Consider the following 23,117-nt stretch of genomic DNA (forward strand, 5'->3'; position numbering starts at 1 on the left):
CCCCCTATTTAGAATTCATTTTCCTAATAATATCTGGAATAATTTCATCTGGTACTAATCCTTTAATACAACCACCAAACATTGCAACCTGTTTAACTGATGAAGAACTTAGATATGAATATTCTGCTTTTGTCATCATAAACACAGTTTCTTTACTTGGATCCAATTTATTATTCATTGATGCCATTTGATACTCATATTCAAAATCCGAAACAGCTCTAAGGCCCTTAACAATAACCCCCGCACCTTCTTTATTCATTAGATTGACAAGTAAGCCACTAAACTTTTTAACTTTTACATTTGGCAATTCTTTCACTAGTTTTTTTATTTGCTGTACTCTCTCATCAGCAGAAAAGAGATTTTCTTTCTCAGGATTAACTAGTACTCCTACAATTAATTCATCGAAAACTATAGACGCCCTCTCAATAATATCTAAATGTCCGTTGGTTATTGGATCAAAACTTCCAGGGCAAATTGCTTTTTTCATGTTATACCTCCACTTTTTCCACTAGGAAAATTAATAATTATTAGTTTCCTTATATTCGTAAATAAGTACTGTAGTATTACCATATTTTCTCAAATCAGAAAGGTTAATAATAGAATCACCTTGGTATATTTCTTCTGATGAATCTATTTTGCAAACAATAAGTCCATCTTTACTTAAAAGTCCATTTGTCGCAATAATTTCAATAGCGGGTGGAATCATGTCTTTTGCATATGGTGGGTCTATAAAAATTAAATCAAATACAACTTTCTCATCTGCAAACTGTTGCATATATTTATATGTATCACCTTTTAAACACTTACATTTATCATTGAACTTTAAATTATCTACATTTTTTTGTAACATTTCAAATGTAGTATCACCCATATCAATTAAATAGCACATGGCCGCTCCTCTACTTATTGCCTCAAGACCCAAGCTACCAGTGCCCGAAAACATATCAACCACAACGGAACCTCTTGTTTTATTTTGTATTATACTAAACATTGATTCTTTTATTCTATCTAATGTGGGCCGAGTTCCCATACCAATTGGGGATAATAGCCTTCTTCCTCTTGCACTTCCTGCGATGATTCTCATATGTTTTTCCCTCCATTCAAGCCAGTTTCGATAATATTTTATCATATATATATAATTTATACAAAGATATTCTTTTTCTTAATTAAAACAAATGTAGTTGGCATTTTGTTCTATTTTTTCTATTATTTCATTCTTTATCTTTTGGTCTTCGATGATATTACTTTCTATTAATTTTTTTGCCTCACTATTTGCAAGTTTCAGAATATTAATATCTTCAATTACATCAGCTAAAATTAAACCTGATTCACCGTGTTGCTTAAATCCAAATAATTCTCCTCCACCCCTAGTTTTTAAATCTTCTTCTGCGATAAAAAAACCATCATTACTTTTTATAAGTATATCTAGCCTTCTTTTCACTATGCCACTTGTAATCTTAGCCAGTAATATACAATAAGACTTATGTTCGCCTCTTCCTACTCTTCCTCTAAGTTGATGAAGTTGTGCAAGCCCAAATCTTTCTGAGTTTTCAATTATCATAATTGTGGCATTAGGTACGTTTACCCCCACTTCAATTACAGTAGTTGAAATTAACGCCTTAATTTCACCGTTTTTGAATTTATCCATAATTTCTATTTTGTGTTTACCATTCATTTTACCATATATCATTCCTATTTCTATAGAGCTAAAATATTTTTCTTTCAATTCTTCATAAAGCACTTGGACAGAGCTTAATTTCATTTCTTCATTTTCTTCTACTAGTGGACAAACAATATAAACTTGCCTTCCTTTATTAATTTCACTTAGTGCAAACTCATACACATGACTGCTAGATTCCATACTTTCATAAGACGTATCAATTTTCTGTCTTCCTGGTGGTAATTCGTCTATTATAGATACATCTAAATCACCATATAAATATAGTGATAGGGTCCTTGGAATAGGCGTAGCTGTCATTACAAGTATATCTATATTTTTACCTTTATTAGAAAATCTATTTCTTTGCGATACTCCAAAACGATGCTGTTCATCAGTAACAATCATTCCTAAGTTCTTAAATTCTACATTATCTTCAATAAGTGCGTGTGTTCCAATAATTATGTCAATAGTTCCGCTTCTTAACTGCTCCTTAATTAGTTCTTTGTTTTTGGGCGATGTACTTCCACTTAATAGTTGTATTTCAAGCGGAAAATCTTTTAGCACCTTTTTAATTTCTTCGTAATGTTGCTTTGCTAAGATTTCAGTTGGTGCCATAAGCGCAGCTTGATATCCATTTTTCACCACGTTGAACATAGTAATTATAGCAACTATAGTTTTGCCACTTCCAACATCCCCTTGAAGTAGCCTATTCATGCCTCTGTCTTTCTTTTGATCTATCAGTATTTCCCTTACAACTTTGCTTTGTGCACTAGTTAGCTCAAACGGAAGCAATTTCTTTAAGATAATAAGTTCTGGAGCTATTTTGAATGCAATACCCTCATTATGATATTTTATAAACTCTTTTAACATCAATATTTTTAATGAATAGTTAAATAGCTCTTGAAATTTAAGCCGCCTTTTGGATTCATTAAGAAGTTGTAAATTTTTAGGGCTATGTATATTTCGAGTTGCCTCATCCAGAGAACAAAAATCATATTTTTTAAGGAGCCACTGCGGTAAATTTTCTGCTATTTCAACGTTACAAAGCACATCTGATATAATTTTATTAAAAAAACTATTAGTAACATTATTTTTAAGTGGATACACAGCGATAATTTTATTTGTATCCATTGATGTGTTTTTTACTATTTTAGGATTCATAATTGTAATTTCGTTCCTAAATTTATCTACTTTACCTGTTATTATGTATTTATTTGATATCTTAAAACTATTTTTTGCATATGTTTGATTAAACCATTTACCTTTGAATTTGTTTCCCCCTTGAGAAAATACTATTGTAGAAAGCGTTTTATTATTTTTTAATCTAAGGTCTCTTAATATATCTAAAACAGTACACTCTACAATTATTTTTTCACTTGCTGCGCATTCTAGAATGCTTTTCCCCACAGATACCTGTTCATAATCTCGCGGAAAATATAATAACAGATCTATCACATTAAAAATTCCACATTTATTTAAAATTTCAGCCATTTTAGGGCCAACACCTTTTATATATATTATGTTGCTATAAATTTCCACAAATACCACTCCAAAAATAAAATTTTAAATTATATAAGAAAAAAAGCCCTAAGGCTTTTATTCAACTGAAGCAATAAAATAATATAATGGTTGTTTTCCATTATAATGTTGAATATCTATATCTGGATATTTAAGCTCTAGTGCAGAAATAAACTCCTCAACTTCACTTGAATTACAATCTTCGCCATAGAAAATCGTAACAAGCTCGCTATCCTCGGTTATCATACTGTCTATAACTAATTCACAGATTTTATAAATATCTGTTCCAACCTCTTTAATGCTATTCTCTACTAATCCCAAAATATTTCCTTCTTTTATTATCTTACCATCTGACTCAGTATCTTTAACTGCAAATGTTACAGAAGCTGTTGCAACATTTTTAATCGCTTCTTTTAATGTATTTTCATTTTCTTCAACACTAACTTCTGCATTAAACATTGTTACAGCCGTTACTCCTTGAGGTATAGTTTTAGAAGGAATAACTACCACATTTTTATCTGACAGGTCAGCCGCTTGTAATGCTGCCATAAGTATGTTCTTATTATTGGGTAACACAAATATATTTTCTGCATTAATTTTATTTATGCCATCTAGTATGTCTTGTATACTTGGATTCATAGTTTGGCCACCTTGTATTACAACATCCACACCTAAATCTTCAAAAATGTTTTTAATACCTTCTCCAAGTGCAACAGATATAAATCCATATTTTTTATTTTCAGAAGCATGTTCTACTGCAGTTTCCACAACTTCTTCATACTCAAGGCCTAGTATATTTCTATGTTGCTCTCTCATATTTTCAATCTTAACTTTAGAAAGTTCTCCCAGTGTTACTGCTTTTGAAAGCACTAGTCCTGGATCATTTGTGTGTATATGTATTTTAAGAAATTCGTCCTGTGCAACTACAACCATTGAGTCTCCAAACTTTTCTAAATAACTCTTAAGTTCATTTGTATCAACATCTTCAGCTATAACTAAAAGTTCAGTGCAATACCCAAATTCTATGTGTACAGGCATACCTAGTGCTCCAGGTGATGTTATTTTAGGTTCATCACTTGGTGTTTGCAATTTATTTATTGTAGCCTGCATATTAGCATTCAAGGCTTCATACATACCTTTAAATAGTATTAGAAGTCCCATACCTCCTGCATCAACTACTTTTGCTTGTTTTAATGCTGGAAGCATATCTGGAGTTTTATCCAGCATAATTTTACTGTCCTTGCATATATCTTGCATAAGCGTAACTACGTTAGTTGTATTATTATTAACTGCGCTATGACCAGCTGCTTTAATAATAGTTAAAATAGTTCCTTCTGTTGGCCTCATAACAGCCTTATATGCATAAGTAGCACCTTCTAATATACTCTTGGCAAACTCTTCAGCCGTAGCTTCGTAAAGGCCCTCGAGTCCTTTACTAATACCTCTAAATATTTGTGATAGTATTACACCAGAATTACCTCTTGCACCCATAAGAGCACCTCTAGCTAGTTTTTGTGATACCTCAGAAATAGACTCCGTTGTCATATCTTCAATCTCACATACCGCAGCTTTAAATGTCATCGACATATTAGTACCTGTATCTCCATCTGGAACTGGAAATACATTTAGTGTATTTACATATTCTTTTTCTGCTTCTAACCTATTTGATGCATTTATTAGCATATTACGGAAATTTTGTCCGTTAATTTTTAAGCATTCCACTATCTATACCTCCTTAGACCCTTACACCTTGGACGTTCACTGTTATTGCTGCAACATTCAGTCCTGTATAATTTTCAACATTATATTTTGTTTTTTGAATTATATTGTTTGCTATTACAGATATCTTTGTGCCATACTCAACTATTATATATAATTCAATAAATAGTTGATTTTCCTTAGAATGAATTTTAACACCTCTATTTAAACCATCACTTTTAATTAATTGCCAAAATCCATCCTTAGCGTCTTTTAATGCCATGCCAACAACTCCATAACATTCCATAGTAGAAATGCCAACTATGTTAGCTAAAGCCTCCTCTGAATAATATATAGTTCCATTGTCTTTCATAATGTTACCTTTCATTGTAACTCCTCCTTATACCACTATATAGATTATTTTATATTATAATAGTAATTTATTCAAGAAAATTGTTTTTATAATTGTTTTTAATACTATTTTATTTGTATTTTACTTGCAAGAGTAGTCTAATTTATGATACAATAATTGTGTTTCAATCGAGAAGATTTATCTTCGTAGGTTAAGGAGGTGTTTTCATGTCAAGAAAATGCGATATATGTAATAAAGGTGTTATTTCAGGTAGCCAGTATAGTCACTCACACAGAGAATCAAAAAGAAAATGGGCTCCAAATATCCAAAAAGTTAAAGCTATAGTTAGCGGAACACCTAAATCTATTCATGTTTGTACTAGATGTCTTCGTTCTGGTAAAGTACAACGTGCAATATAATTGTGAATTAAAAATGCAGCTGTAAAGCTGCATTTTTTATTTTACTTTTTTATGTTACCTTCTCAAAAAAAAATTAATTATTCGAGACATAAATCTAGGCAATTTAATAGCCATAATCTTCATTTCTATTACCTCCCAAACATGAAATGCATATCACTAACAATGATTGTTGTGATTCATTATAGTAAACCCACAGTAAACAATTCCCCCTCCCGCAGCAATTAGCCACAACCAAAATGGAACTAGTACTACTGATATAACCCCTATGCCTACACAGGTAACAATTACTCCAAGCTGATTTCCTAAACGCTTATAATGCCTTCTCATAAGTTGCTCCCCTCCCAAAGTATTCCAATATTATTATATGATTTACCATTGCTAATGATACAAAAAAAGAAAAGTATATATTACACCTTCATATGGCATAATGTATACCTTTCTTATATGGAACTAAATATATATTAATCACATGATAATATTATCATCAGTGTTCCAGATTTAAAATTAAGCTTAACATTCGATGATACAAACTCATTTGAAATAGTTATACTCTCACCAATTTTTAAATTATAATTATTTAGTGGATATTTTGCACCATCAATAGTTAATCCAATTACTTCATCGCCATAAGCTTGTACTGAGAAAATTTGGCCCACAGTGCCATTTAATATAGTTGTGGCATTAGATAACCTAATATCATTGTTTTCGTCCACAATATGGGCACTAACACTATTTTTCAAACACTTTTTAAGCATTCCTATGTTTCCAAGCAGATGATCAACTCTACTTCCAGTACATCCTAGTAATACTATTTCACTTGGTTTCATGTTTATAGCTTTTTTAACCGCAATTTCTGTATCAGTAAAATCTTTTTCTGTAGGATAAATATCTATGATACATTGACTTTTTTCAAAATACTTTAATACCTTTTTACTGATAGAATCAAAATCTCCTAGCAGCAAATTAGGAAGAATCTTATAGTCATATAAGCAATTAGCACCACTATCTGCTGCAATTATAAATGTACCCTCTGTAATTTCTTTTATGAGAAGCTCTCTAGAAGGAGGTATACCGCCTGATACTATTATGACCTTCATGCTAAATTCCTGCTTTCAAAGTTTTTATATTTTTCTCGATTTCATCATTTTTAAATACCGCTGATCCAGCTACAATTACATTAGCACCACTATTTATAACTTCTGAAATATTAGTGCCATCAATGCCTCCATCTACTTGAATCATAAGATCTTTATTGAATTTTTCCGAAAGTTCTTTAACTTCCTTGATTTTACCTGAGCAGTACTTAATATACTTTTGACCACCAAATCCAGGGTTTACTGACATAATAAGTACCATGTCAACATTGCTTATTAAATGTTTAATTGTGTCTACAGGGGTAGCAGGGTTTAATGCAACTCCTGCTTTAATTCCAAAACTTTTTATGAAATTAATAGTTCTATCAATATGCCTATCAGCTTCATAATGAACGGTTATGATGTCAGCTCCTGCAGCTGCAAAATCTTCTACATACCTTGAGGGCTCTTCTATCATAAGATGTACATCAAATGGCAATTTTGTTAGTTTTCTAATACTCTTAATAATAGGCACTCCAAAAGAAATATTAGGTACGAACATTCCATCCATTACATCAATATGAACCATATCAGCACCGGATGCCTCTAGCACTCTAATATGTTCTCCTAGTCTTGAAAAATCCGCTGAAAGTATAGACGGTGCTATTTTTATCATTTGTTATTCCCCCTAGCAATAATTTCTTCTAATGTTTTCACATAGAATTTGTATCTATTAGTATAAATTTCGTTATTTTCTACTGCTTCCTTCACCTTACAGTTAGGCTCTTTATAATGCATACAATTAGAAAATCTACATTCACATCTATGTTTTTCAAATTCTGGAAAACAATATTGTAACTGTTCTTTATCTATAAAATCTAAACTTAAAGATGAGAATCCTGGGGTATCTAGCAAAAACCCTTCTTCATACTCAATAAGTTCACTATGCCGAGTTGTGTGTTTACCCTTTTGCGATTTTTTACTTATATCTCCAGTTTCCATAGCTTCTCTTCCAAGTAAACTGTTTAATATAGTTGACTTACCAACTCCAGACGGTCCACAAAAAACAGAAATATTATTTGCTATTCTTATCTTAAGCTCCTGAAGTCCTTCACCCTCTAATGCTTTTAAAAATACTATATCACATCCTACGCTTTTAAGTTCTTCTATAAGTTCTCCATCAACTTTTTGAACTAAATCCAGCTTATTCAAACAAAGAACTATTTTTAAGTTATAGTGTTCACAAAGCACTAAAAATTTATTTAACAAATCCATATTAAGATCAGGTTGTTTAAAGGCAAAAACTACAAAGGCTTGAGTGACATTAGCAACAACCGGGCGTATCATTTCTGTTTCTCTCGGGAAAATTTTTTCAATTACACCTTTACTAGTATCCGTCTCTAATATTATTTCCACTTTGTCACCAATAACTGGGGAAAGCCCGGTATACCTAAACTTTCCTCTTGCCTTGCATTCTATGACTTTGTCTTCAACTCTTACAAAATAAAGTCCACCTATACCTTTTGTGATTACTCCTTGCATATATCCTCCATCTTTTACTTATTTTTTTAATATTCTTCAAATATATTTTCTACAATTATTAATTGTTTTAAGGTTTATCTGTAGGTACTGTAGGTACTGTAGGTACTGTAGGTACAACCGCCTTAGATGTTAAAGTTATAGCATCTCCGACATCAGCCTTAGTACCCGCTGCTTTATCCTGAGAATCAATTATGTCCTCATCTGCACCATTAACTTTAATGGTTATGTCTTCTTCTGTTGCTTTATCTCTTGCCTGTTTAACAGTTTTTCCTACAAAGTCTGGGACAACATATGTTTCTTTTACTGGTTCTTTATAAACATAATAACTAACGCCTACAGTACTACCTTCCTCAACTTTCGTAGTTGCTGGAATACTTTGATCTAATATTTTGCCTTCCAGTTCTTTATCTTCAGTTTCTACTTCTTTTTTATTTCCCAATATTAAATTATTACTTAATAATAAACTTTCTGCTTCACTTACAGATCTTCCAAATAAACTTGGAACCTCTGTAGGTTTAAAATCTTTCCCCTTACTTATTACTAAATTTACTTTATCACCTTTTGATACTAAAGTGTCTTCAACCGGATCTTGGCTTATTACAATACCACTAGCTGCAGAATCACTAAATTCCTGTTCAACATTGTTTAGTACCAGCCCCCTTTGCTCAATCATGGTTTTAGCCAAAATTTGATCAAACCCTTTAACATAAGGGACTTTAACAGTCTCAGGTCCTTTACTTATTTTAACTCTTACTTCTCCAGTAACTGCTTCTGCTCCCTCCTCAGGAAAACATTCTACCACTATGCCCTCAGGTTTTTCGCTATTTACTTCTTCACTTACTGTAAAGAGTAAATCTTCCCCCTCAACTAATACTTTTGCCTCATCTTGATCTAATCCGATAATTTCAGGCACTAGTATTTGGCCTGCAACTATTTCCTCATTTTTGTTTCCGGAAAGCATAGTTTTCCATATTATACCGAAAAGAGTACCTAGAACAAGAAGTAAAATTATTGCAAGAGATATCATTATCTTTGTTTTACTTTTCTTGTTAATATTTGGATTTGCATCTTTTAAATCTTCTTCGTTTGCATAGTCAGCTACGTTTACAGGTGCCATAATTCTAGTGTACTCATTTTCATTGTTATTTGTTGCTATAGTATATTCACTATTACTTTGTATCCTCTGTAAATCTAAATACATATCTTTAGCAGTTTGATATCTTTTTATAGGTTCCTTTTCTATAGCTTTTACTATTAATTTATTTAAATTTAAGGGAATCCTATCATTTATATTTTTAGGTGGAACAACTGGTTCCTGTATATGTTTTAGTGCAACTGATACGGGGCTTTCTGCGTCGTAAGGCACTCTCCCTGTAGTCATCTCATAAAGTACTATTCCAAAAGAATATATATCTGTTCTAAAATCGACAAAACTCCCTTTTGCTTGTTCTGGTGAAAAGTAATGAGCTGAACCCATTACTGTGCTAGTATTAGTCATAGTTACAGAACTAGCAGCTTTTGCTATACCGAAGTCTGTAACTTTAACTGTTCCATCTTCAGTTATTAAAATATTATGAGGTTTAATATCCCTATGTATAATGTTATTCTTATGAGCACACTCAAGTGCTTTTGCAATTTGCATACCATAGTCTATTACAAGATTACTATCCATGCTACCATTTTGAAGTATAATTTGTTTTAAGGTTTTACCTTTAATATACTCCATTACAATATAGTTAACATCACCTTCCTGGCCAACATCATAAATATTAACTATATTATTTGATGAAAGACTAGCTACAGATGCTGCTTCTCTTTTGAACTTTTCCATGAATTCTATATTATTCGAAAATTCTTCTTTCAGTATTTTTACAGCAACAAAACGGTTGAGTAAACGGCATTTAGCTTTATAAACTATTGCCATTCCACCCTCTCCGATTTTTTCAAGTAGCTCATATCTACTCCCTAATATTCTACCTATCATCTGTGCACCCTCCTTCAAATACGATAACTGATATGTTATCTCTTCCACCTCTTGATTTGCTTAAATCTACTAATAGTTTGCAGCTGGAATCATTATCATTTTCTGTAATAATATTAAACATTTCAGAATAGGTCACTTCGTTACTAAGGCCATCCGTGCATAAAATACATTTAATTACACTCGTCAAATCGACATCAAATAAATCTACTTCCACTGATTCATTTGTCCCAAGCGCTCTTGTAATAATATTTTTATTAGGGTGATTTCTAGCTTTTTCTTCAGTTATACTACCATTATCTAAAAGCTGTTGTACCAGTGAATGATCTCTTGTTATTTTTACTAATTTTCTTTTATTGTCAACAATGTAACAACTACTGTCTCCTACATTTGCAACAACCATTTTGCTTTGTTTTATTAAGCACATTGTTATAGTTGTACCCATCCCCTTAAGGGAATCATCTCTACTTGCCATATCATAAATTTTATCATTGGCAGATTTTATCGCTTCAGAAATCACTTTTTTCATATCTAAAGTACTGTGATTATCTTTTATATATTCTATTATAATATTTATAGCAAGTTCACTTGCTACCTCTCCTGCATTGTGTCCACCCATGCCATCTGCTACAGCATAAATACCAATATCATCACCTTCAAAATAACCCACTGAGTCTTCATTTGTTTTTCTAACATTTCCGACATCAGATAAAATCCCCAGCATTGTTATACCCCCTCATTTAAGTTTTCGCCTTTAATGTGGCTTATTCTAAGTTGTCCACACGCCGCATTAATATCTAGGCCCATTTCTCTCCTTATTGTTGTTTGAATATTATTAGCTTCAAGTACCCTCTTAACCTCAGCAACATTTTCATTTGATGATCTTTTTAATTCATTTTCTTTTATTTCATTGATTGGAATTAAATTAACATGACATAACATTCCCTTTAATAGCTGGCTTAACTTTTCTGCATCATCCGTGCTATCATTTATATTCTTCACAAGTGCATATTCAAAAGTTATTCTTCTATTGGTCTTCACTATATAGTACTTACACGCCTCAATAATTTCTGCAACAGAATACTTGTTTGCAATTGGCATACTTTTCATTCTAACTTCATCCGTAGCTGCGTGAAGTGAAATAGCCAGTGTTGTTTGCAGGTTAATATTTGCAAACTCTATAATTTTGGGAACAATTCCACAGGTAGAAATAGTTATATGCCTTTGACCTATATTTAATCCATTTTCTGAATTTACAATTTCAAGAAATTTCATAACATTGTCAAAATTATCAAAAGGTTCCCCACTGCCCATTAATACCACATTGGAAATTCTCTCAGAGATTAGCTCCTGTGCTTTCATTATTTGGGACAACATTTCTCCGGGTGTTAAATTTCTAATAAGTCCTCCAATTGTAGATGCACAAAATTTGCATCCCATCCTGCATCCAACTTGAGTGGATATACATATAGAATTTCCATGTTTATATTTCATAACAACGCATTCAATTAAATTACCATCCTCCAATGCAAATAGATATTTTATTGTATCGTTTTGTTTTGATTTATATTCGGAAATCAGCTCAGGTATTCTTATACAAAAATTACTTTTAAGCTTTTCTTTTGTACTCTCTGAAATATTACTCATATCTTCAAACTTCAAAACACCCTTGTAAATCCATTCTGTCACTTGCTTAGCCCTAAATTGACTCTCCCCATTATTTTTCATCCACTCTTTTAGTTCTACTAAATTCAAATCTATAATATTTATCATTTATACACCTACCGAGACTTTATAATTTTGGCTATAAAAAATCCATCCATGTACTGGTTTGGTAATATTGTAATATAACCGCTATCATTATATCTTATATTATCCAATTCTCCAAAAAATACTGGTTCGACCTTAAATTCGGGATGTGTTTCTATAAACCATTCTATATTGTCTTCATTTTCTTCTTTATTAAGGGTACAAGTTGAATAAACCATCACTCCACCTTTTTTTAGGTATTTTGAAGCGTTATCCATAATTTTTCTTTGCGTCTCTATTATACTTTTTATATTATTTATGTGTTTGCTCCACTTTATCTCAGGTTTTTTCCTAATAATTCCAAGCCCAGAACAAGGCACATCAATAAGTACTCTATCTGCACATTCAAATAAATTTTCAGTACATACCGTAGCATCAATAACATCACAAGTTGTATTTGTAATCCCTATTCTTTTTAAATTCTCCTGGATTAATGACAGTTTGTTTTGATGTATATCATATGCATAAACCTGACCTGTATTTCTCATAATCTCTGCAATATGTGTGGTCTTTCCCCCTGGTGCACTACATAGGTCTAAAACCTTTTGATCTGGCTTTAAATCCATAGAAGGTGCTGTGAGCATTGCACTTTCATCCTGAACAGTTATGTATCCTTCATTAAATAAAAGATTGTTCTCTATGTTTTTTCCTTTGATAATTCGTATTGCTTCAGGGGCTACATTCCCTTTCTCTATATTATACCCATTTTCTATAAGTTTTTCCCATATTTCTTCAAAAGTTAACTTTAGAGTATTAACCCTAACTGTAACATCAGGTTTACAATTGAGTCCTTTAAGAATTTCTTCAGCACTATTAAACCCATATTGCTTTATAAAAAGCTTAACTAAAGCCTTAGTGAAGGAATACTCAAAGCATAATCTTTCAATGTCATCTTCAGTATTATAGTACTTTGCACTTGTTTCTCTTAGATAACTTCTAAGCACCGCATTAACAAGTTTTGATGCTCCTATATTGCTCTTTTTTTTGGTTAAGTTTACAGCCTCGTTAACCGCTGCAAAGCTAGGTACTTTATCTAGAAATCTAATTTGATAAATAGATATTCGCAGTATATTTAAAACAAAGCTATCTAATTTATCTATACCCTTTTTAACATAGTTACACAATATTTTATCTATAGTATATTTATATTTTATCGTACCATAAACTATTTCTGTAACTAGTGCTTTGTCCTTATCACTTAAGTCAGATTTATTAAGTTCCATTCCTAAAACTATATTAGAGTAAGCATTTTCATTCAATACCTTTTCTATAATTACAATTGCCACAAGTCTACTATTATTCATACTATTACCTCAATTTTCTATTTGATTTTTATCTATCTCTACTTATTTTAAGACCACACCGACCTTTATCTTATTTCCAATAATATAATCCTTTACCTTTAACGGCTTTTTACCTGGAAACTGTATCTCTTCAATAAGTAGAACACCACTTCCGGTTGCTACTTTTAGTCCCTCTTTTGAAACCTCTATAACGCTTCCAATTTTTTCATTTGATTCTTCGTTTATTACTCTTGATTTATATATTTTCATCACTACATCTTCGTAAAGAGTATAAGCAACAGGCCTAGGATTTAATCCTCTTATAAGATTATGAATGTCTACATTACTTGAATTCCAGTTTATCTGAGCCATTTTCTTGTTTAGCATAGATGCATAGCAGCTGTGCTCATTTTCCTGTTTAATTTGCTCTATCTCACTATTAACTATACCATTTATAGTTTTAATTAAGAGCTCACCACCACTACTTTTAAGAATATCAGTAAGTTCACCTGCCGTAATACTATCATTAAGTTCAATTTCCTCTTTTAAAAGTATGTCACCAGTATCAAGACCAACATCCATAAACATGGTTGTATTTCCGCTTTTACACTCGCCGTCAATTATACACCAATTTATAGGAGCTGCGCCTCTATATTTTGGTAATAGTGAAGCATGTAAATTTATGCATCCATATTTAGGAATATCTAATATTTCCTTTGGCAAAATCTGACCAAATGCTACTACTACAATGAAATCTGGTTTTGAATTTTTAATTATTTCTATCATTTCCTCATTATTTCTAAGCTTTAGAGGTTGATACACTGGTATATTATAAGAAATAGCTAACTGTTTAACCGGAGACATGGATAAATTTTTGCCCCTCCCTTTTGGTCTATCGGGCTGAGTGAAAACTTCAGAAACTTCAAATTCATTTATAAGCGACTGAAGTGATGGCACAGAAAATTCTGGTGTACCCATAAAAATTATTTTCATATTATTCTCCCTCGCCTTCAAGTGCTTTATCTATAAATAAAATACCATCTAAATGATCAATTTCATGGCAAAGTGCTCTTGCAAGAAGACCTTCTCCGCGAATTACAATTTCTTTTCCTTCTTCATTTAATGCCTTAACTGTTACGTTTAAAGGTCTTTCGACATTTTCCTGTTTTCCAGGTATGCTTAAACAACCTTCACTATCTATCTGTGAACCAATCATTTCTGATATTTCAGGATTAATAATTACTATAGGTCCATCCCCAACATCTATAACTGCTATTCTTTTTAGAATACCAACTTGTGGTGCAGCAAGACCTACCCCCTTTGAATTATACATAGTTTCTTTCATATCTTTAATTAATAGTAAAATCCTAGGACTAATTTCGTCTACGATTTTACTTTTTTTCCTTAAGATGTCGTCTCCATAGATTCTAATCGTTCTTATAGCCATACAAAAACCTCCTTAGTTTTACATCATATTGCTAGGGTTAATATCTATACTAACCCTAATGCTTGTATAAACTTTTTTTACTGATTCATAAACTATATTCTTTATGTCGCGCGCTACTTCCCCTTTAATATTTCCCTTAACGATGATTTGCCATCTGTAGAAATTCTTAATTTTCGAAATTCCTGAGGGACATGGTCCAAGTAATGTAATTTTATCATTTTGTCCCATCTTATATGTTAAATTTTCGCCAACATTTTGTATATTTTTTATTAACAATTTTTCATCTTCAGAACTCATACTTATCACTAGAATACTTGTAAAAGGTGGATAATCCATAGCTTCTCTAAGCATTATTTCATTTTTATAGAAATTATCATAATCATTATTTGCTGCATATTGTATAGTTAAATTATCTGTATTATATGTTTGAATAACTACCTTACCTTCTTTTTCACCTCTACCTGATCTTCCTGAGACTTGAGTAAGTAATTGAAATGTCCTTTCAAACGCCCTAAAATCAGGTAAATTCAATGATAAATCTGCTGCTATAACTCCTACTAAAGTAACATTTTTAAAATCTAATCCTTTAGCTACCATTTGAGTTCCTATCAAAATATCTGCCTGTTTATTTTTAAATGTATTATATATATATTCATAAGAATTCTTTTTCCGAGTTGTATCAAAATCCATCCTTAGAGTTCTTGCACTTGGAAAAATTCTGTTGATTTCTTGTTCAATTTTTTCTGTTCCTACTCCAAAATATTTTACATAAGTACTACCACAAGCAGGACATGTTTTACTAATTCTTTCTTTTTCTCCACAGTAATGGCAAGTTAAGTATTCACTTGAATTATGATAGGTTAAGGAAATATCGCATTTCTTACACTTGAAAACATAACCACATTTTCTGCAAGATACGAAGGTTGAAAAACCTCTTCTATTCAAAAATAGAATTACCTGTTCATCTTTTTTAAGAGCCTCAATAATGCCTTCATGTAAGGACTTGCTAAATATTGAACGATTATTATTCATTAGTTCTACTCTCATGTCAACAATTTCTACTTTGGGCATGGCCGCACCATCCGCCCTGTCATTAATAGTAATAAGTTGTAATTCATTTTTGGTAGTTTTATAATAACTTTCAATAGATGGTGTGGCAGAACCTAGTAGTAATTTGCAATCTTCTAGTTCACATTTCATATAGGCTATTTCACGAGTATCATATTTAGGATTACTGTCAGATTTATAACTTGCTTCATGCTCCTCATCTATAACAATTAATCCCAAATTCTCAAAAGGCAGAAATATGGCAGACCTTGCCCCAATGGCAATTTTAACATTTCCAAACTTTACTCTCATCCACTCATCAAAGCGTTCACCATCTGATAGTCTACTATTAAAAACTGCTATATCACGTCCAAATCTACCTTTGAACCGTTCAACCATTTGGGGAGTTAGAGATATTTCAGGTATAAGTATTATAGATTGCTTATCCTCTTTTAACATATGGCTGACTAAGTTCATATATATTTCGGTCTTCCCACTACCTGTAACTCCATGTATCAAGAATTTTTTCCCTTCAGAATTCATTATGAGATCCACAGCCTTGTGCTGCTCATCATTTAGTTTTCTTTCTTCATACACTGTATAGTTTTGCTGATTATACCTATTAATTATAATCTCTTCAGTGGCTAAAAAACCGTATTTAATCATTGTATTTATTGATGACAATGACTTGTTAAAACTTTTACTAAATTCATTCTTATTGTATTTCGCATCACCCAGCTCTATTAGTTCATAAATACTCTTATATGGTTCGTTTAAAAATTTACCTTCTAATTTTTTGCAAACGGTTAATACCTGGGCTGTCTTCTTCTTGATACCTTTAGTTATACCTCTTGGAATAATAACTTTTATACACTCTAAATATGTACAAAGATATTTTTCTTTCATAATCTTTATAAGTTCAATATCAGTTGTTTTAAGCAGTGGCATATCATCACAAATACTCCATATCTCCTTAATATTTTTCACATTGGCACAATCCTCAAATAGTTCTAGAACAAAAGCATCCAATGTCTTGTTTCCTTTACCAAAAGGTACTTTAACTCTAAATCCTAAATCGACTTTGCCCATTAAACTAATAGGTATTTTATATGTAAAAACCTTATCTACTTGAACCGAATCATTATTTACTACAACCCCAGCGTACTGATACATAAAATCACCCTTTTGGTTTTATAATTTTCAATAATAAATAAAAAGCGCATTAGCGCTTTCTATTTATTAAATTAAACAATTCCCTAGCAACTTGTTTTTTTGACATTTTATCTAAAGCTATTGGACTATCGTCTTTGCTTAGAATAAACACTTTGTTATCATCAGTTCCAAAACCACTGTCTTTCTGAGTTATATCATTTGCAACTATGTAATTTAAATTTTTCTTTATAAGCTTTGCTTTTGCATTTTGTAGTAAGTCATTACTTTCTGCTGCAAACCCTACTAATATTTGCCTCTTTTTATGTACTCCTAATTCACTTAAAATATCATTATCACGAACAAACTCTAAACACAATTCATTTCCACTTTTCTTTATTTTATTATAGCTGTATATTTTAGGCTTATAGTCAGCTACAGCCGCGGATTTAATAACTATATCACTATCTTCATAATTATCTAAAACTGCAGTCCTCATCTCATCATTAGTATTAATTTTTATGACTTTTATGCCAAAGGGTATTTTTTCATTACAAGGACCAGATATTAAAGTTACAATTGCACCTCTATCTCTGGCTTCCCTCGCAATTGCATAGCCCATTTTTCCTGAAGATCTATTTGTTATGAATCTTACAGGATCGATAGGTGCAATTGTAGGACCCGCTGTAACTAAAACTTTAGTGCCACTCATATCTTTTAAAGGATACAATTCACTCATAATAATTTCAAAAATATCCTCAGTTTGTGCTAATTTACCTTCGCCTATGTCGCCACAAGCAAGTCTTCCTGAGGTAGGCGCAATAAAATCATACCCATAATCCACAAGCTTTTGGATATTACCCTGTACTACTTTATTATTGTACATATTAACATTCATGGCTGGAGCAAAAATCACTGGTGCATTTGTTGCCATAATAGTAGTAGTAAGCATATCGTCAGCAATTCCATTTGCAACCTTGCCAATTATATTAGCAGTTGCTGGGACTACAACAAACAAATCAGCTTTTTTAGCAAGAGATATATGTTGTATCTCCCATGCTTTAGGCTCGTAAAACATATCATGAATCACCATATTTTGACTCATTGTTTGAAAACTTAAAGGATTTACAAATTCCATAGCAGACTTAGTCATGATAACATGTACCTCAACATTTTCTTTTTTAAGTCTACTAATAACATCTAATGCTTTATATACTGCTATTCCTCCCGAAACACCAATAACTACTGTCTTTTTACTTATCATACTATTTTATGCCTTCTTTTGTTGTGATTGCAACAATAGCACCTTCGAAAATTTCATGTATAGCTATTGTAACAGGCTTAGCTGAATCCACATGTACAAGTGGGCTTTGACCTTCTATTATTTGTCTTGCTCTTTTTGATGTTGCTACAACCAAGGAATACCTATTATCGACTTTTTCTAGTAAATTTACTATTGATGGATTAATCATTGAATTATTCATTATTTACTTCCTCCTTTAAAAAATCTGCATTTAGTCTATCAGCCCTACATCTTTCTGCTATTATAATACTTTGAATTTTTTCACAAGCCTTATCTACAGTATCATTTATCACTGCATAATCATATCTTGTTACAAACCTTATTTCCTCATGAGCCGATGTAAATCTAGTTATTAACGACTCTGGCGTTTCACTACCTCTATTTGTAATTCTATTTCTTAATTCTTCCATAGATGGTGGAAGAATAAAAATGAATAAACCCTTGGGATAAGCTGTCTTTACCATAAGTGCTCCCTGGATATCTATTTCAAGTATTACATCCCTACCACTATCTAACACTTTTAAAACCTCAGACTTCGGTGTGCCATAATAGTTTCCATAAACTTCTGCGTATTCGAGAAAATCTTCTGTTGCAATTTTTTCCTGGAATTTTTCTTTAGTTAAGAAATAATAATTTATTCCTTCTATTTCAGAATTTCTTGGACTTCTTGTAGTTACAGACACCGAAATCCAAAAATCGTTTTTTTCAAGAATGGCTTTGCATACAGTCCCTTTACCAGCACCGGAAGGTCCCGAAATAACAATTAGCTGTCCTCTACTATTCATTATTCAAAGCCTCGTCAATATGTTCCTCGTCTTTAACTGATAACCTGTGAGCAACTGTTTCAGGTTGAACAGCTGATAAAATAACATGATCACTATCAGTGATAATGACCGCCCTAGTTCTTCTTCCATAAGTAGCATCAATTAACATGCCTCTATCTCTTGCTTCTTGAATTATTCTTTTGATTGGAGCTGATTCAGGGCTTACTATTGCTACCAATCTATTTGCTGAAACAATGTTTCCAAATCCTATGTTTATCAATTTTATACTCATGATTCGCCTCCTGTTTACTCTACATTCTGTATTTGTTCTCTAATTTTTTCTATTTCACTTTTCATATTAATTACTGTATTTAAAATTTCTAAATCATTTGCTTTTGATGCTATAGTGTTAGTTTCTCTATTCATTTCTTGAATTATAAAATCAAGTTTTCTACCAATTGGTTCGTCTAAAATTAGGGTTTCCTTCATTTGCTGTATATGACTATTTAATCTTACAATCTCCTCATCAATTCCAGCTTTATCAGCAAAAATTGCAACTTCCATAGCAACTCTATTCTCGTCAAAAACTATTTCCTTATGAATATCATGAAGCCTTTGGTTTAGTTTTTCTTTATACTCTAAAAAAACCAAGGGCGATCTTTCTTTAACCTTTTGAACTAACACATTTATTAAATCACATTTACGCGAAAGGTCCTCTAGTAATTTTTCGCCTTCACTTTCTCTCATGAAAAGAAGAGATTTAAGCGCCTGCGTTAAAGATTTCTCCATAACATCAAAGGTTTCTGAAACATCTTCTTTTTTCTGTTTAAGAGTTACTACCTCCGGTAATCTACCTATTTGCGAAACTGATATATCGCCAGATAACTCAAACTTATCTTTTAAAATTTTAAAACATTTAATATAACTTTCAGCTAATTTTTCATCCAAAGAGGCGTAAGCTTCTTCATTGTCATAATTACCTTGAGTTACAAATACATCAAGCTTTCCTCTTTTTACCTTTTCATTAATTGTTTTTCTAATTTTATCCTCAAAAGCTATTAACACCCTAGGCATTCTAATATTAGTTTCAAAATATCTATGATTAACACTTTTAATCTCTATGGTAAAGCTTTTACCATCTTTTTCACAGGTTCCGCTCCCGAACCCGGTCATACTCTTAATCATAATAACGCATCCTTCCAATGTTCCTTGTGACTACCTTAACATATTATATAAATTCAGAACTATAATTATAAGTTTTTACCCTCTTATTGATTTTCATCTACAAAATAATATCTAATTGTAATTATAAACATTACAAAAAAATTATGCACTTATAATAAAATATTTCCTATCTAGATTATATTATACCAATAATAATATTATTCGTCACATTTTTTTAGAGATTTTAAGGCTTCTTCAATAATAAGTACATCTTTTGTAAGTGCTATACGAAAATAATCACACCCAAGTTTTCCAAAAACATTTCCAGGTGTAACCACAATACCACTACTCGTTAAAAGCTCTTCGCAAAATTCAATGGTCGAATAATTTTTAGGTGTCTTGCACCACAAATAAAAAGTAGCTTCTGTATCAAAAAAGCTAATATTTTTTTGTAATAGAATACTTTTAGCAACGTCTCTTCTTTCATCATATATTTTTCTTATATTTTGAATATGTGCACGTTCTAAATCAAGCGCAGCAATAGCAGCTTTTTGCACCGGATTAAATTGACCAGAATCACAATTACTTTTAATCTTTAGAAGTGCATTTATTACTTTAGCATTACCAACAGCATATCCTATTCTATACCCTGTCATATTGTAAGTTTTAGATAATGTTCCAAACTCCACACATTGCCTTTTTTCGTCAAACTGCATAAGACTAATAGGTTTTTTATTTATCTTAATTATTTCATTATATGCTGAATCATTGCATAAAACAATATTATTATCATAGGAAAACTTTATAATGCGCTTATAGAACTCACTAGTAGCTACAGCACCTGTTGGGTTATTGGGATAATTAATAAAAATAAGCTTACTCTTTTCAACAATTTCAGTAGGAATATCTAAAACATTTAGCATATATCCATCTTTTTCTTTTAAAGGTACAGTATAAGGCACACAACCCCATAGTTTTGAACAAATACTATAAACAGGATATGCAGGCTCTGGTACTATTACAAAATCAGAAAAATCACATACAGCTGGAATTATATTGCTTATGCCTTCTTTTGACCCAATAAGAATTATTACTTCATCCAAATTTAAACACACAGAATAAACCTTGCTATAATATCTTATAACTGCTTTTTTAAGGTCAATTAACCCATCATAAGGAGGATAATTATTATATCTATTTTCATTTAACCCTTTTATTAAAGCATCTGTAATATTCGAATGCACTCCTAAATCTGGATCCCCTATACTCAAATCAATAATTTTTTTACCGCTTAAAATAGCTTCATTTTTTATGTCGTCAATTTTTTTAAAATGATATTCATCCACATTTGATAATCTATTATTTATTTTCATAATATCACCCTTTATACGATTTTCGTATTATGTTATTCCGGTGATACTAACTTTGTTACATTATTTTGCTTTTGTAACTTCCACTTTCAAATATATGTTGTATTTCATTCATATCAGTTGTTTTTGCAAGTGCAAGCATAAGTTTAATTCTAGCCTTTTGCCCTGGTAGTCCATCTCCAAAAATGACGCCTGCATTTCTAAGTTCTTTCCCACCACCTGGATATCCATAAGAGTCTAATACTCTTCCTTTAAAGCATCTAGATACGATAACTACAGCTACCCACTTTATTATAGCTTTTCTTACTCCATCTGCCATCTTAGGCGGTATATTCCCTCTTCCCATAGCCTCAATAACAAGACCTCTTGCACCCTCTAAAACACAAAAATCAATTAATTTTGAATCCATTCCAGCACAGGCTTTTATTAAATCTACTCTTGTTTCTATATTATCTGTCATTATATGTTCTTTTTTCAAACTATCTCTATAGAATATTGCTTCATTATTATCAATAATACCTATTGGGCCAAACTCTGGACTTTGAAAAGTATTTAGATGCATAGAATGAGACTTAGTAACCTCACCTGCACAATTAAGTTCATCATTTAAACAAACTAATACTCCCCTATTTCGAGCTTCCTCAGAAATAGCAGTACAAATGGAAGCAGATAAATTTGCTGGACCATCATAACCCAGTTCCGAACTATTTCTCATTGAGCCTGTAACAATTACAGGTTTAGGACTATCTATAGTTAGGTGCAATAGATATGCTGTTTCTTCAAGTGAATCCGTACCATGAGTCACTACAACTCCGCATATATCCTCTCTACATAAGAAGCTTTGTATGTATTTAGATAGTTCCATCATGAGCACTGGTGTTACATGAGGTCCCGGTAAATTCGAAAAAGTATATGATTCTATATCTGCATAATTTTCGATTCCAGTAACCATAGCCATTATTTCTTCTCCACTGAGCGTTGGAACTGCAGCCTTTATTCTTGGATCTACCGTCATTGTGATTGTACCGCCATTAAAAATAACTGCAACTTTTTTCATTCCAAATCCCTCCTAATTACTAGTTTAGCATGAAATTTTTTTTTATTTTCATAGCAAAATATTAATAAATATAATTTTTCATATAATAACAAATACTATTTTACAATATATTTATCACAATTACATCCCTTATATGAAATTTCGCCCCTAATAAGAAAATAAGATATACTTATCCAATAAATATATCTTATTTACATTATTACCATTATCTTTCTTTTAAGCTACCCACCTATTTATTTTTTAAATATTTAAATAAATCCTTTTCTATTTCATCTGCATCATTATCATCTAAAGTTATATACTCAAAATGTCCATCTAAGGCCTTAAGTTCAATTTTCCCTATCTCTTGCCCAGTGATCATATCAATATCACGTTCAAACTTCATTATCTTATCACTTTCATTTATTAAATACTGTGATTTTTTTCCATAATATCATTCTCCTCTTCGAATTAAATTATGTTCTATTTTTAAGTTACATGT

At 31.6% G+C, this 23,117-nt stretch carries 25 protein-coding genes; 1 reads left to right on the forward strand and 24 read right to left on the reverse strand.

Annotation, left to right across the window (positions count from 1 at the left end; all coding sequences use genetic code 11):
- Positions 1-4: 4 nt before the first annotated feature.
- The 5 genes from coaD to JJD95_RS05910 form a co-directional block, all read right to left on the reverse strand.
- Positions 5-487: a pantetheine-phosphate adenylyltransferase gene (gene coaD, locus JJD95_RS05890; protein ID WP_291641306.1), complete on the reverse strand. Its 483-nt coding sequence runs from the start codon at positions 485-487 to the stop codon at positions 5-7.
- A gap of 30 nt (positions 488-517) precedes the next feature.
- Entirely contained in the window at positions 518-1,084 is a 567-nt protein-coding gene (rsmD, locus tag JJD95_RS05895; protein WP_291641308.1) for a 16S rRNA (guanine(966)-N(2))-methyltransferase RsmD, read from the reverse strand.
- 78 nt (positions 1,085-1,162) lie between these two features.
- Complete coding sequence (recG, locus tag JJD95_RS05900; protein ID WP_291641310.1) at positions 1,163-3,199, reverse strand: ATP-dependent DNA helicase RecG; 2,037 nt, start codon at positions 3,197-3,199, stop codon at positions 1,163-1,165.
- Between the two features lie 57 nt (positions 3,200-3,256).
- Positions 3,257-4,900, reverse strand: coding sequence for a DAK2 domain-containing protein (locus JJD95_RS05905; RefSeq protein WP_291641312.1), 1,644 nt, complete (start codon positions 4,898-4,900; stop codon positions 3,257-3,259).
- Between the two features lie 13 nt (positions 4,901-4,913).
- On the reverse strand, positions 4,914-5,264 hold the full coding sequence (locus tag JJD95_RS05910; RefSeq protein ID WP_291641313.1) for an Asp23/Gls24 family envelope stress response protein: 351 nt from the start codon (positions 5,262-5,264) through the stop codon (positions 4,914-4,916).
- 191 nt (positions 5,265-5,455) lie between these two features.
- On the opposite strand from JJD95_RS05910, the gene rpmB reads away from it, so the two are divergent.
- Complete coding sequence (gene rpmB / locus JJD95_RS05915) at positions 5,456-5,647, forward strand: 50S ribosomal protein L28 (RefSeq protein WP_291641315.1); 192 nt, start codon at positions 5,456-5,458, stop codon at positions 5,645-5,647.
- Positions 5,648-5,803: 156 nt separating this feature from the next.
- Here the strand turns inward: rpmB and JJD95_RS05920 are convergent, their stop codons facing one another.
- From JJD95_RS05920 to JJD95_RS06010, 19 genes are all read right to left on the reverse strand, one after another.
- Positions 5,804-5,974 (reverse strand): hypothetical protein, encoded by a 171-nt coding sequence (locus JJD95_RS05920; RefSeq protein WP_291641317.1) that lies wholly within the window; start codon positions 5,972-5,974, stop codon positions 5,804-5,806.
- Positions 5,975-6,108: 134 nt separating this feature from the next.
- Positions 6,109-6,744 (reverse strand): thiamine diphosphokinase, encoded by a 636-nt coding sequence (locus tag JJD95_RS05925; RefSeq protein ID WP_291641319.1) that lies wholly within the window; start codon positions 6,742-6,744, stop codon positions 6,109-6,111.
- Position 6,745: 1 nt separating this feature from the next.
- Positions 6,746-7,396: a ribulose-phosphate 3-epimerase gene (rpe, locus tag JJD95_RS05930; protein ID WP_291641322.1), complete on the reverse strand. Its 651-nt coding sequence runs from the start codon at positions 7,394-7,396 to the stop codon at positions 6,746-6,748.
- Positions 7,393-8,262: a ribosome small subunit-dependent GTPase A gene (gene rsgA / locus JJD95_RS05935; protein WP_291641324.1), complete on the reverse strand. Its 870-nt coding sequence runs from the start codon at positions 8,260-8,262 to the stop codon at positions 7,393-7,395. The genes rpe and rsgA overlap by 4 nt, the downstream gene beginning before the upstream one ends.
- Before the next feature lie 67 nt (positions 8,263-8,329).
- A complete protein-coding gene (gene pknB, locus JJD95_RS05940; protein ID WP_291641326.1) occupies positions 8,330-10,246 on the reverse strand; it encodes a Stk1 family PASTA domain-containing Ser/Thr kinase in 1,917 nt (638 codons plus the stop codon).
- The gene (locus tag JJD95_RS05945) at positions 10,236-10,967 is read right to left on the reverse strand and encodes a Stp1/IreP family PP2C-type Ser/Thr phosphatase (protein WP_291641328.1); all 732 of its coding nucleotides are present in this window, start codon (positions 10,965-10,967) and stop codon (positions 10,236-10,238) included. Before JJD95_RS05945 ends, pknB begins: the two co-directional genes overlap by 11 nt.
- A 2-nt stretch (positions 10,968-10,969) precedes the next feature.
- Entirely contained in the window at positions 10,970-12,016 is a 1,047-nt protein-coding gene (rlmN, locus tag JJD95_RS05950) for a 23S rRNA (adenine(2503)-C(2))-methyltransferase RlmN (protein WP_291641330.1), read from the reverse strand.
- A gap of 8 nt (positions 12,017-12,024) precedes the next feature.
- Positions 12,025-13,356 (reverse strand): 16S rRNA (cytosine(967)-C(5))-methyltransferase RsmB, encoded by a 1,332-nt coding sequence (rsmB, locus tag JJD95_RS05955; protein WP_291641333.1) that lies wholly within the window; start codon positions 13,354-13,356, stop codon positions 12,025-12,027.
- A gap of 42 nt (positions 13,357-13,398) precedes the next feature.
- Positions 13,399-14,328 (reverse strand): methionyl-tRNA formyltransferase, encoded by a 930-nt coding sequence (fmt, locus tag JJD95_RS05960; protein ID WP_291641335.1) that lies wholly within the window; start codon positions 14,326-14,328, stop codon positions 13,399-13,401.
- 1 nt (position 14,329) lies between these two features.
- Positions 14,330-14,782: a peptide deformylase gene (gene def / locus JJD95_RS05965; RefSeq protein ID WP_291641337.1), complete on the reverse strand. Its 453-nt coding sequence runs from the start codon at positions 14,780-14,782 to the stop codon at positions 14,330-14,332.
- 18 nt (positions 14,783-14,800) lie between these two features.
- Positions 14,801-17,002, reverse strand: a complete 2,202-nt coding sequence (gene priA / locus JJD95_RS05970) for a primosomal protein N' (RefSeq protein WP_291641339.1) — start codon at positions 17,000-17,002, stop codon at positions 14,801-14,803.
- Between the two features lie 49 nt (positions 17,003-17,051).
- On the reverse strand, positions 17,052-18,242 hold the full coding sequence (coaBC, locus tag JJD95_RS05975) for a bifunctional phosphopantothenoylcysteine decarboxylase/phosphopantothenate--cysteine ligase CoaBC (protein WP_291641341.1): 1,191 nt from the start codon (positions 18,240-18,242) through the stop codon (positions 17,052-17,054).
- A 1-nt stretch (position 18,243) separates the two neighbouring features.
- On the reverse strand, positions 18,244-18,462 hold the full coding sequence (gene rpoZ, locus JJD95_RS05980; RefSeq protein WP_291641343.1) for a DNA-directed RNA polymerase subunit omega: 219 nt from the start codon (positions 18,460-18,462) through the stop codon (positions 18,244-18,246).
- Complete coding sequence (gene gmk / locus JJD95_RS05985; protein ID WP_291641345.1) at positions 18,455-19,066, reverse strand: guanylate kinase; 612 nt, start codon at positions 19,064-19,066, stop codon at positions 18,455-18,457. Before gmk ends, rpoZ begins: the two co-directional genes overlap by 8 nt.
- Positions 19,059-19,337: an extracellular matrix/biofilm regulator RemA gene (remA, locus tag JJD95_RS05990; RefSeq protein WP_291641347.1), complete on the reverse strand. Its 279-nt coding sequence runs from the start codon at positions 19,335-19,337 to the stop codon at positions 19,059-19,061. Before remA ends, gmk begins: the two co-directional genes overlap by 8 nt.
- Before the next feature lie 14 nt (positions 19,338-19,351).
- Positions 19,352-20,230 carry a YicC/YloC family endoribonuclease gene (locus JJD95_RS05995; RefSeq protein ID WP_291641349.1) on the reverse strand — a complete coding sequence of 293 codons (879 nt, stop codon included), beginning with the start codon at positions 20,228-20,230 and terminating at the stop codon, positions 19,352-19,354.
- Positions 20,231-20,427: 197 nt separating this feature from the next.
- Positions 20,428-21,582 (reverse strand): aminotransferase class I/II-fold pyridoxal phosphate-dependent enzyme, encoded by a 1,155-nt coding sequence (locus tag JJD95_RS06000; protein WP_291641351.1) that lies wholly within the window; start codon positions 21,580-21,582, stop codon positions 20,428-20,430.
- Between the two features lie 55 nt (positions 21,583-21,637).
- The gene (locus tag JJD95_RS06005) at positions 21,638-22,636 is read right to left on the reverse strand and encodes an asparaginase (protein ID WP_291641353.1); all 999 of its coding nucleotides are present in this window, start codon (positions 22,634-22,636) and stop codon (positions 21,638-21,640) included.
- Positions 22,637-22,865: 229 nt separating this feature from the next.
- Positions 22,866-23,021, reverse strand: coding sequence for a hypothetical protein (locus tag JJD95_RS06010; protein ID WP_291641354.1), 156 nt, complete (start codon positions 23,019-23,021; stop codon positions 22,866-22,868).
- Between the last annotated feature and the right edge of the window lie 96 nt (positions 23,022-23,117).

It is taken from the genome of Clostridium sp., from assembly GCF_016650035.1.
GTDB lineage: Bacteria > Bacillota > Clostridia > Clostridiales > Clostridiaceae > Clostridium_AD.